This window comes from Acinetobacter sp. 161(2023), from assembly GCF_037027805.1.
Classification (GTDB): domain Bacteria; phylum Pseudomonadota; class Gammaproteobacteria; order Pseudomonadales; family Moraxellaceae; genus Acinetobacter.
In genome coordinates this window covers 254,580-265,676 of record NZ_JAZEYD010000003.1, presented here as the reverse complement: position 1 = coordinate 265,676, position 11,097 = coordinate 254,580, and the positions used below count along the sequence as shown (strand labels likewise).

Sequence of the window (11,097 nt, the reverse complement as noted above, 5' to 3'; positions counted from 1 at the left end):
TAAGAATTGATCAATGTTAGGCAATAAAAAGAACTCTATGAAAGTTTTTTTATAATATTTAAAAAAAATCTAATTAATAAAATTACTCTTATAACTGTCTACGAGCATGTTTTAAAGCAGTGCGAAGACCTTCTTCTAGAGTTGGGTGATAAAAGGGCTTCTCTAAAATGTCATTTAACGTTAAATCTTCGCCTATTATCCAGCTTAATAGATGAGCCATATGTTCTGTTGCTTCTGTAAATAACTCAGCACCGAGAAGTTTTTGACTTTCTCTTTCGATATAAACCTCGATACCACCCTTATTTTTTCCAAGGACGATAGCTCTGCCTTGTCGTTCATAAGAGGCTTCGCCTATAATAAAGTCTATACCGTTGTCTTTTAGTTGTTTATAACTTTGCCCAACGATCGCCATTTCAGGATGGCTAAATACAATTCCTAATGGAGTAAGGGTCTTAACTGAATTAACCTGTGGATAATTCAAACAGTTATAAACAACTTTTTTGCCTTCATGTGCTGCCTCATGTTGTAGTGGTGTTAAGGTATAAGCATCACCAACAATAAAAATTGGATAGTTATCTAACTGTTTTGTTTTTGCATTTATAGGTAATAACTTAATATCTTTAAAAGTATTATCAATATTTTCTAGTTTTAAAGTATCAAGTAAACTTGTACGGCCTGTTGCTGCTAAAACATATTCAACTTTGAGAGTTTTCTCTGTTTCATCAAGCTTGTAATTTAATAAAACATTTTCATCACTACATTTAACTTCACTTGGTAGAGTCTCGTACAGAATTTTTAACTCTTTTCCTAGCTCTTTTTGCGCAAGTTGCTGAAGTCTAGAGCTAGTGAGTACTCCAATTCGTTTACTGCGAGCAAAAATAGTGGTTTCTACGCCTAAACGATGCAAGGCTTGTGCGATTTCAAGGGCAATCACACCACTACCAATGACGGCAATAGATTTAGGCAGTGTTTTTAATTCGAATATCTGATCTGTTGTTATAAGCCGATTTCCCAGTTCTTCTTTCCAAGTTTTATCATAATTGGGTGTAGAGCCAACCGCGAGAATAAAACTTTTTGATTGATACTGTTGCCCATTAACTTCTACAGTTTGTGAATCAATAAAATGTGCTTTACCAGAAATTTTATGTTCTGCAGGCCATTGTTCTACATCTTTTAATGTTGCTTGCGTAAAACGATCACGTAAAGTTTGTACGTGCGGCATCACTTGATCTGTATTAATTTTTGCAGATACATCCAAAGCAACCTCTTGAGCATTTTGAATGTCAAACATACGATTTGCTGTAGAGATGAGGACTTTACTTGGCATGCAGCCTACACGAGCACAAGTGGTATCCCAGTGGCCATCATTTATAATTAAAATATTATTGGTATGTTTAAAGGCTTCTTTATATGCGCTAATACCAGCAGTACCTGCGCCAATGATAATAATATCGAACATTAGAAATCCCAATATCTATAAATTTAATAAGTTACATAATAAAACACAATGTAATTTATGTTTACAGAGTGTGGTGAATATGATTACACTAATAATATAAATAATTAAAAAATCTTATACCTTTAGGAAAGATTGGGGAAATGAAAAGTATGTATAAAAAACAACTTACCTTGAAGTTGTCGGCCATTGCTGTATCAATTATGTTAGCAAGTTGTGGTGGGGGAGGTGGCGATGGCTATTATCAGAATGGTTCATCAAATAGCAGTAATTCTTCATCTGGAAGTGATAATAGTGGATCTCAGCAAGCAAATGCTACAGCTTTAAAGATAGAACTAGATAAATTATCAGTTGCGGCAACGAATGATACTTTAACTGTGACCGTTAGAGCTTTAGATGCAAATAAAGGTGGCATTTCTGGTGCTAAAGTTACTTTGAACGTAAATGATCCAACAAATAATGTATTTATAGAAGGAACATCAGTCCAAACTACAGATGCAGCAGGTAACGCTGTATACATTATAAAAACACCTAAAACATCAAGTTCAATAAATGATTTGGTGAAAAATGGTTTTAAATTAACAGCATCTACAAATAACGGTAGTCTTACTCAAGAGCAAACTGTAACGGTAACGGGTAGTAATAGCACTGTTGAAGCTGATACAACTAGCATTGTATTGTTTGATGCGACAAAAACTTCTCTAAACGTTAGGGGTGATCAGACAACAGTTACATTAACAGCTGTAGATGCAAATGGCTCAACTCTAGCAAACCAAGCAATTACGCTTAAAGTTAAAGATTCAGGCTCAAACGGTGTCAAATTTACACCAAATGCGACTCAAACTGATGCAAATGGTCAGATCACCTACACTTTATCTTTTAGTGAAAATCAAAGATCCTCATTATATAGTGCTACTAAATTTGTGACAGACGATCTGGTTTTAGAAGCTAATTTTGGTCAATCAACAAAAATTTATACTTATAAACTCGATGTTGTTAATTCTGATGTACCAGTAGCAGTTGGTGCTATTGCCGTAGCATATAATCCGACGACGATGGAAGACTCAAGCGATGGAGTTTATTACTATAAAAATATTTCAGTACAAGTGACCGATGTTGATGGTAAGCCGCTACCAAATCAAGATGTAACAATGGGCGTTAATGCTCTTGCATATTATAAAGGTCGATTTGGTTTTGTTGATACTTCTACTCCAGCTGACGGTAAACCAGATGAATATCTTCCAGTTATTAGAACTGCATGTACTTCACCTGTTCAAGCTGTAAATGTTAATGGGGAAGTTATTAATCAATTAAAGCCGCTTAAAGAAAATTCTACAGTCCAAGTTGTATCGTATATTAATAGTGCAGGTACTGCTGCGGCGAATAATAAATATACAACAGATGCGAATGGTCGTTTTGATCTTAAGATTCAATATCCTAAAATTTATGCATCGTGGTTAACTGTTCAGTTGACGGCTAAATCTACAGTTTCGGGAAGTTTAATCAAAGGATCTACATCTCTAACTTTAGGTTATTTAACTAAAGATGTCAGTCTTACCGATCTTAATGGACCAAATATAGAAAGCCCATACGGAATAGATCCAAATTGTACAAATGGTAATTAATATAAAAAGAAGCAGCATTTAAGCTGCTTCTTTTTTAAAGGTGTGTACCCATACTTACGCCTACAGTAGGCCGAACCTGCATAGATGAGCACGCACTCAGAATAAGACAACTTACCAATAACAATATAAATTTATTCATAAAAAATTAATAAATGATTCAAAAAAGATTTAAATACTTTAGACCAATATTATTTTTAGTTCTGTTGAATTCGTGCAGAGATATGCAAAATAAGTTATTTATAAAACCCTATTTAAAAGAGGAAATAGGGTTTTAAAGAAGATTAATTTCTTAAAATTAGTCGTCTAATAAATCCATTTGTTTTGCTAATTGATACAGATTATTTGAACGATTTCCTGTGCGGCAAAACATAAGAATAGGTTTTGGCAACTCGTTGTAATGATTCGCAAAAGTACGTACATCGAGTTCCGTAATTTGTCCAGCTACAACAGGTTGATAAACATAGTCTAGATCTGCTTGGCGTGCTGCTTCTTCAATTTGAGCACTTGTAGGCTGTTCTGGGCCGCCTTCCATATCTGGTCGATTATTAATAATCGATTTAAATCCTTTTTCTACAACTTGGCCAACATGCTCTGGACCAATTTGACCTGCGAAACCAACATTATCTGACATTTCGTCACTCCAAAATTTAACAAAACCTCTTATGCTGTATCATAGCATTAAGATTAACCTGAGATACAAGACACTCGTGTGTTGTTCTGACTGAGAAAGTTATGTCTTATAGCTAAGTTATAAATTTTAAAAATGATCATTGCGCTATTTTAAAATTGGTTATTCATATTCTATTTCAACGGAGCACATATGCACGCTTATACGGTTGAGCCTTTATATGTTCCATGTGGTCAGGAAATGATCGCAGCTGATTTTTATATTCCTAAGACAAATAAGAAATCTGCCGTAATTATTATGGCCCATGGTTTTGCTGCGTTGCGTCAATTTAAACTAATCCAATATGCTCAGCGGTTCGCTCAAGCAGGCTATGCTGTTATTTTGTTTGATTATCGATATTGGGGTGGGAGTACTGGCAAGCCTAGAGAAATGGTCTCAATCAATTCCCAATTAGAAGATTGGAAGACCGTTATTCAATATGCTTCGACCTGTAAGCTTGTAGATAACCGAAGGATTGTGCTGTGGGGAACTTCTCTAAGTGGCGGATATGCGCTAAGCCTAGCTTCTGAATTAAAGAATGTTCAGGCAATCTTAGTACAAATTCCTTATGTAGATGGTGCTGAAACTGCCAAGCTCTATCCTTTGCAACGTTATCCTCAAGCATTGAAGTTATCGAGTCAGGATTATATGGGATCAAAAATGGGGCTTAATCCCAAAAGATTACCTGTCGTCGATCAACATAATTTATGCTTTATGCCTACAGCAGATAGTTATTATGGCTATCTATCGATTGTAAATCCTGACTATTATTGGACTGGGGAAGTCCCTGCTCGTGTCTTTTTTAATTTGATGCGATACCGTCCAATTCAGGTTGTACGTCAGATTAATATTCCGGTTTTATTTATTGCAGCCCAAAAAGATTCACTTATTCCTATTGAGTCCAGTCGCGAAGCTGCGACAAATATTGCACCTTTTGTGAGTTATCATGAGTGGGATATGAAACATTTTGATATCTATCACGGTTTATGGTTTGAAAAAGCAGTGATAATCCAATTAGAATTTTTACATCAGCATATAGGAGTGATGTAAATGATTATTGTATGTGCATCGTGTGGTGCTAAAAACCGAGTTCCGGAAGAAAAACTTCCTGAGCAGCCAAGCTGTGGGCAGTGTCATCAGCCATTACTACCGCTTGCACCTATTGAGCTAAACGAGCAAAATTTTAGTAACTACATCACGAATAGTGATTTACCTATTCTTATAGACTTATGGGCAGAATGGTGCGGACCCTGTAAAATGATGGCTCCACATTTTGCGCAGGTCGCAAAACAGAATCCAGGCGTTATCTTTGCCAAGATTGATACCGAAGAATCTCCTCGCTTGAGCCAAGCTTTTCATGTGAGAAGTATTCCGACACTTGTCTTAATGAATAAAACGACAGAGGTCGCGCGTATTAGCGGTGCATTACGTGCGCCTGAATTGCAGCAGTGGCTCGATCAACAACTTCAAACGAATTTCGGGAGCTAAGGTGTCAGAAGCTTATACCAAACCAGAAGGAATTTTATCCTTACAAACGATTGCCATGCCAGCAGATACAAACTGGAGTGGTGATGTGTTTGGTGGATGGATTGTGTCACAAATGGACTTGGCTGGAGCAATTCACGCAGAACGTTTCAGTCGTGGCCGCTGTGCTACGATTTCCATTAATCAAATGACCTTTTTGGTTCCGGTAAAGGTTGGCTTTGTCATTAGCTGCTATACCAAAATCTTAAAAGTTGGAAATACTTCTATTCAAATGCAAATTGAAGTTTGGGACAGTCATGATGACTCTCGTGAGCCAATACGTATTACTGAAGGAGTCTTTACCTTTGTAGCGGTGGATGTAAAGGGTAATAAGCGTCAAATACCCGAAGAAGCAAGACAAAAGTTTTTAGATACTCAATAAAACGTATAAAGCCTGAATATCAGTATTCAGGCTTTAATTTTTAATTTAGATAAAGAATTCTTTTTTAAAATTAAAACATCGTATTGGTATTTTTGCTTTGCTCAGGAATATTTTGTATCACATCCCAATGCTCTACGATTTTTCCATTTTCGACACGAAATATATCAATAATCGCTCTTCCTCGATCTTTTTCATTTTCAGTCGAATGGACATGTAAAACGACAAGATTACCTTCAGCAATCGCACGTTTAATCTCATTTTTAGCTTGCGGATTTTTTTGGAATTTTTCAGTGAAGAAATTAACAAAAGGTGCTTTGCCATCTGGCACATTAGGATTGTGCTGAATGTATTGTTGACCAATATAACGGTCTGCATATTCTTTGACTTTATGTTTTAAAAAGACGCCTTCATAAAAGTCGATGACTATTTTTTTGTTTTGAGCACTTACTTTATCGATCGCTTCGGATTTAGTCGAAGTTAATTTACTGTTTTTAAGATTAGGTTCAGTCGCATGAGTCGTTATTATTGTAAATATTAAACTGCTAAATAAAGAGGAAAGAATCAGTATTTTTTTCATTTTTAACCTCAAGATACAAAAAGTAATTTTTATATCTTGAGGTAAATAAAAATCTAAAAGTACTTTAGATTAGTTGTTATTTCTTACGTTTCGGTAACCATGCCCACAGCATTTGGCAGTGGATTGGTTCATTGCCTGCATCATCAATGACTGTAACCGGAATCACAAGTTCACCTTTCTCATTATCTGCAATAAACTTTTGCTGTTCAGTAGATAACGTTGCTGTAGCAGTCAAACCGCCTTCAACCACTTTTAAATAATCTACATGTAATGATTTGATTAATAAAATGCGGTTATCAGGAATGTGTAAACCCGTTAGAAAACCTGTTGCAGTTTCTGCTAAAAGAGCCATCGCCGCAGCATGGACTCCTTTAATATGATTCTGCATATTTTTTTGGTTTTCTAAGCGGACAGTAACGTGGTTTGAGTCTACTTCCAGATAGCGGATATTTGCTGTACCCACCATTGGCACGATACGACCAAACGCCTTGCTCCAAAGCGTACTCCGAATACCTTTAGGGAATTTTGAAGTCGCTTTTACCAGTTTTGATAGACGATTGGATTGAGACATGGATTTACCTTAGCTTTGAATGTCACGACAAGAGATTAGTCTTTAAAGTTATTAAACTGTAATGGCACACCAAATTGTTGTTCACGTAAAAAATTCATGACTTGTTGTAAAGTGTCACGCTTTTTATCCGTTACACGAATTTTGTCGCCTTGGATAGAAGATTGCACTTTAACGCCACTTTCTTTAATGGCTTTATTAATTTTTTTTGCAGTATCTGAGTCAAGACCATCTTTAAGTTTAATCACTTGTACAAAGTTTTTGCCTGAAGCAGCCGCTTTTTGTGGATCAAGTGCTTGCACATCAATTTTACGTTTATAAAAATGATTTTCTAACATGTTGTAAACCTGTTCACACTGGAAATCACTTTCGGTACTGATTTTAATTTCTTTATTTTTTTCGTTTATTTCGACTGAAACATCATGACCACGAAAGTCAAAACGTGTTGCAATCTCTTTTTGTGTGTTCTGTACAGCGTGATTAACTTCAAAAATCTCTAATTCAGAGACAATATCGAAAGAAGGCATAGTTTAGACCTTTACAAAGGGAAAGAATATTTGAGATGCTAAGAGGGTTTTCTTCATTTGCCAAGTGTTGTTTACATCAAAGGAGTGCACAATGATCCGTAAACAAGAAATTACAACATTTGAATTCCCAGAAAATGCTGTTATCTGGGATGTCCGTGATACAAATGCTTATGCAGAAGGGCATGTTAAAGGTGCGGTAAATCGCCCGATTAATGATTTGAATGCTGATATTTTGAACCAGGTCTCTGCGGGTCAGCCGATTTATATTTTATGTGGTGGTGGTAGCAAAGCTCCTCGTGCAGCTGAGACACTAGAAGGATTGGATGCCTCGCGTGAATATGTCGTGCTGATGGGGGGGACACGTGCAGCTCGTGATGCCGGCTTGCCTCTAGAGCAGGGCGCATAAAAAAAAGCACCTTAGGGTGCTTTTTTATTGAAGAGAACTACTGTGGTTTGAAATACGGCTTTTTAGCTTTTACTTTTTTTTGGAATCTTTGAGGATTCAATTTCTGTAATAGGCGGTCTGGTACAGGACAAGCTTCTCCTAATATCTGCGCAACTAAGATTTCGCTGCATAGTGGAGCAAATAGAAAGCCCTTAGAACCCAGACCAGCAAAAGTAGTAATTCGGCTATTCTCCTGCATTTTTCCTAACAGCGGAAAATAATCTAAGCTTTGTGCGCGGATAGATGCACGACCTTGCCATATCGAAGTTGATGGTAACTTTTCTGCATATGCAGGGAATACGCTGTGGATTAATTCAAAGTTATGCACATGGTCGTCGGTAAGTACATCTTGATCTTCGCGATTTGGGTAGAAAGACGCACCTAGAATCATCTGTGAAGCATCAAGTTGCATGCAATAGCCGCCATAGCTATAAGCTTCCTGTAAAGACAGAGGTGCAAAAGTATTATCAACCCAGCTTACTTGTCCACGTATTGGCTTTAACTGCGGATAGCTTTCAAAAAAAGTCGCGCTTTGACGTGCACAACACACAACTACATGGTCTGCTTCAGCAATAACCTCATTACCAGTCTGCAATTGAACTTTATTTTCAAAAGGAACCAATGCTGTGACATTGGCAATCTTTAGATCAATTAAGGGATGTTGCAAAATTTCATCACGTAGTTGATGTGGTGAAACAGAACCTGCTTCGGTCAGTGAAACACTTGAGTATGTAGTTTCAAGTGAGTTCGTTGAATGGGTAACAACCTGAGCTGGATATTGATTTACAAGATCGAGAAGTTCATCTGCATTTTTCAATGCGATTTGTTGTATTTGAAGTGGGCGGAATGCTTGAAAATTTTTATAAAAATTTAAGGCATGTTGCCAACTTAAAGTCATGAGATGTTCATGGCTTTGTTCAATTGGGCATAGTTTTGGATTAAGCAACGCCAAAGGGTTTCCAGAAGCGCCAGATAATGCTTCTGTTTGCTCATATAGGGTCACTTGGTGCCCGCGTGCTGCAAATGCCCACGCCGTAGTTAAACCTGCTACACCAGCTCCTATAATCGCAATATGCTGTTGTTTGTTACCCAATGAGTGAACTTGGTCTAATTCTAAGGACTCATCATCAGATTGAGGTGGGTTCCAGATTGCTTTGAGCATTTCCCGTTTATGCCGAAAACCGCGTGGACGGGAAATACTAATACCATGCTCTTTTAGCCCACGTTTTAAAACACCCGCGACACTAAAAGAGGAAAATGTACTGCCATAGTCAGAAAGACGTACGATATGGCTTAAAACGTTTTGTTCCCACAGCTCTGGATTGCAAGAGGGTGCAAAGCCATCTAAAAACCAAGCATTTACTGCTTTCGTTTTAGCCATGCTTGGGAAAATATCTTGTGCATCTCCTATCCATAGGTCGATGCTAAAACGCTCGTTGGGAAAAGTTAAGCGATGACACCCTGCAATAGGGAGCGGATATTGTTCAATTAACTGCTCTGCAAGTGGTTTAAGCTCATCCCAGACATTTAAAGCGCGAATCAGGTCAGTTTTATTTAATGGAAATTTTTCAACACTTATGGCATGTAAATGACTTTGATTGTCTGGACGGACTTGTTGCCAAAGTTGCCAGAGTGCAAGAATATTTAAACCAGTACCAAAACCAGTTTCACCTACACTGAAATATTCAAAATCTTTTAGATTGGCTAAGCGTTCTGATAAGTCGTTACCATTTAGAAAAACATGTCGTGTTTCAAGTAGGCCATTATCTTTAGAGAAATAGACATCACCAAATTGTTTGGAAATGGGAACCTCGATACCATCGATGAGTTCCCAGTCCAGTTCTGCTGTTTGGATACGGTTTGATACGTTCATTTGGTTTAATAAGTTGCTTGGATTTACCACTGGCGTCGACGTTTTGTATGAATATAACTAGCGATAAAAAATCCTAGCAATACGCCACCAGCTAAGGTAACAGCACCATATAAAAACATTTGTGCGCTACGTTCGCTTTGTAAGACTTGAACCTGAACCGAGAGGCTATCATTTTTTAACTGTAATTCTTGGTTCTGGGCGAGTGCTTCAAGATTTGCATGTTCTAACTGTTTTAAACGAGATGCCTGATCTTGAACCAAAGTTTTGATTTTCGCATCTTGCTGTTGTTTATTCTTTACGAGCTGTTCTGCTGTCAGTGGTTGAGTGGTAGTTGCTGTAGGAGCTGGTTTAGCGGCCTGAGTTGCAGGCGCGCTTGGAGGAGGTGGTGTTGCTGGTGTTGCAGCAGGTTCAACTGCTCCAGCAGTTGAACATATCAAACACAAGCCAAGAAAGCTTTTGATTGCAGGCTGCATGCGATTACCCTTTTGGAAATGCTTTATTAAATGGTTTTACATCAATACGGGCATAAATGCCTTCTTTGAGAAATGGTTCTTCTTTTAACCATTCATCTAATGCTTCGCGACTGTCGAATTCAACAATCATGGTGCTGCCATAGAAACCTGCTTGAGGATCGTTGGGGTCTTTTGGCATAGCTCCCGCTGTAACAAGGCGACCTTCATCATCAAGTTTTTGCAAACGTTCAATATGTTGAGGGCGTACTGCTAAGCGCTTCTCTAGAGTTCCTTCGTTATCGGTACAGCTTAGAACAAAAAAAGGCATGTAATCGTATCTCTATAATCAATCAGGAACAACTTTAAGCGTCTGGTGACTTAAAATGCTTACGTAAAATAATGAACTGAATAATGATAAATGAAAACATCACAATCATGTCACCAAATGCAGTAAATTCGCCCCAATATTTTCCGCCGTGGAATAAAAATGCAAAGAACACATGTAAACAAGACATCACTACAAACATGGCTGCCCAAGCGAAATTTAGATTTTTCCAACTTTTTTCACTTAACTCTAAAATAGGATCAAATAAACGTCGTATGAGTGGCTTACGTTCTTTACCAAACCAAGGTGAAACTAAGAATGCACCTGCGAAAACTAAATTTAAAATTGCAGCTTTCAGACGAATATAGAAATCGTCACTTAGCATGAGAGTGATGCCACCAAAAATAACAGTCATAAACAATACAAACCATTGTTGTTTATCTAGACGGAATTTTTGGAAAACAAATAGGGCACCATATATCACAAGCATTGAAATGATTAAGCCAGTGGTTGCTACAAGAATATTATTATTATCGGCACCACCAGCAGACCCGATCAGTTTAAGTAAAGGATGCTGTGTGTTAGCTGGATCAACTGTTTTATATAAATAGAAGAAAATAATTAATGGAACAAAGTCCAGAAGTGCTTTCATGTTAGAGTATCTGATCAGGTTTGG

The 11,097-nt window shown here is 37.4% G+C and carries 14 protein-coding genes; 5 read left to right on the top strand and 9 right to left on the bottom strand.

The genetic code is table 11. The annotated features are described in order from the left end of the window. Positions 1-88: 88 nt before the first annotated feature. Complete coding sequence (locus tag WA249_RS04395; protein ID WP_336166627.1) at positions 89-1,459, bottom strand: dihydrolipoyl dehydrogenase; 1,371 nt, start codon at positions 1,457-1,459, stop codon at positions 89-91. A gap of 140 nt (positions 1,460-1,599) precedes the next feature. On the opposite strand from WA249_RS04395, the gene WA249_RS04390 reads away from it, so the two are divergent. Further along, a complete protein-coding gene (locus WA249_RS04390; protein WP_336166626.1) occupies positions 1,600-3,081 on the top strand; it encodes a hypothetical protein in 1,482 nt (493 codons plus the stop codon). A gap of 295 nt (positions 3,082-3,376) precedes the next feature. On the opposite strand, the gene WA249_RS04385 is transcribed toward WA249_RS04390, so the two are convergent. Further along, positions 3,377-3,712: a TIGR01244 family sulfur transferase gene (locus tag WA249_RS04385; RefSeq protein ID WP_016137245.1), complete on the bottom strand. Its 336-nt coding sequence runs from the start codon at positions 3,710-3,712 to the stop codon at positions 3,377-3,379. A gap of 189 nt (positions 3,713-3,901) precedes the next feature. Here WA249_RS04385 and WA249_RS04380 point away from each other — a divergent pair, with 189 nt between their 5' ends. The 3 genes from WA249_RS04380 to WA249_RS04370 are packed head-to-tail and all read left to right on the top strand — an operon-like array spanning position 3,902 to position 5,654. Next, entirely contained in the window at positions 3,902-4,798 is an 897-nt protein-coding gene (locus tag WA249_RS04380) for an alpha/beta hydrolase (protein ID WP_336166625.1), read from the top strand. Then, positions 4,799-5,236, top strand: coding sequence for a thioredoxin TrxC (gene trxC / locus WA249_RS04375; RefSeq protein ID WP_003655112.1), 438 nt, complete (start codon positions 4,799-4,801; stop codon positions 5,234-5,236). It abuts the gene before it with no gap. Between the two features lies 1 nt (position 5,237). After that, the gene (locus WA249_RS04370) at positions 5,238-5,654 is read left to right on the top strand and encodes an acyl-CoA thioesterase (protein ID WP_004789061.1); all 417 of its coding nucleotides are present in this window, start codon (positions 5,238-5,240) and stop codon (positions 5,652-5,654) included. A 70-nt stretch (positions 5,655-5,724) separates the two neighbouring features. On the opposite strand, the gene WA249_RS04365 is transcribed toward WA249_RS04370, so the two are convergent. From WA249_RS04365 to WA249_RS04355, 3 genes are all read right to left on the bottom strand, one after another. Further along, entirely contained in the window at positions 5,725-6,231 is a 507-nt protein-coding gene (locus WA249_RS04365; protein ID WP_336166624.1) for a nuclear transport factor 2 family protein, read from the bottom strand. Positions 6,232-6,307: 76 nt separating this feature from the next. Then, positions 6,308-6,802, bottom strand: coding sequence for a DUF4442 domain-containing protein (locus WA249_RS04360; protein ID WP_209734957.1), 495 nt, complete (start codon positions 6,800-6,802; stop codon positions 6,308-6,310). A gap of 35 nt (positions 6,803-6,837) precedes the next feature. Continuing rightward, entirely contained in the window at positions 6,838-7,326 is a 489-nt protein-coding gene (locus WA249_RS04355; protein ID WP_004638746.1) for a YajQ family cyclic di-GMP-binding protein, read from the bottom strand. A gap of 91 nt (positions 7,327-7,417) precedes the next feature. Between WA249_RS04355 and WA249_RS04350 the strand changes: the two genes are divergently transcribed. Next, on the top strand, positions 7,418-7,732 hold the full coding sequence (locus tag WA249_RS04350) for a rhodanese-like domain-containing protein (RefSeq protein WP_016137240.1): 315 nt from the start codon (positions 7,418-7,420) through the stop codon (positions 7,730-7,732). A 37-nt stretch (positions 7,733-7,769) separates the two neighbouring features. Here the strand turns inward: WA249_RS04350 and mnmC are convergent, their stop codons facing one another. The 4 genes from mnmC to WA249_RS04330 are packed head-to-tail and all read right to left on the bottom strand — an operon-like array spanning position 7,770 to position 11,073. Further along, entirely contained in the window at positions 7,770-9,644 is a 1,875-nt protein-coding gene (mnmC, locus tag WA249_RS04345; protein ID WP_336166623.1) for an FAD-dependent 5-carboxymethylaminomethyl-2-thiouridine(34) oxidoreductase MnmC, read from the bottom strand. Between the two features lie 23 nt (positions 9,645-9,667). Then, a complete protein-coding gene (locus WA249_RS04340) occupies positions 9,668-10,117 on the bottom strand; it encodes a hypothetical protein (RefSeq protein WP_336166622.1) in 450 nt (149 codons plus the stop codon). Between the two features lie 4 nt (positions 10,118-10,121). After that, positions 10,122-10,424, bottom strand: coding sequence for a YciI family protein (locus tag WA249_RS04335; protein WP_336166621.1), 303 nt, complete (start codon positions 10,422-10,424; stop codon positions 10,122-10,124). Positions 10,425-10,458: 34 nt separating this feature from the next. Then, positions 10,459-11,073: a septation protein IspZ gene (locus WA249_RS04330; RefSeq protein WP_336166620.1), complete on the bottom strand. Its 615-nt coding sequence runs from the start codon at positions 11,071-11,073 to the stop codon at positions 10,459-10,461. Positions 11,074-11,097: the final 24 nt, after the last annotated feature.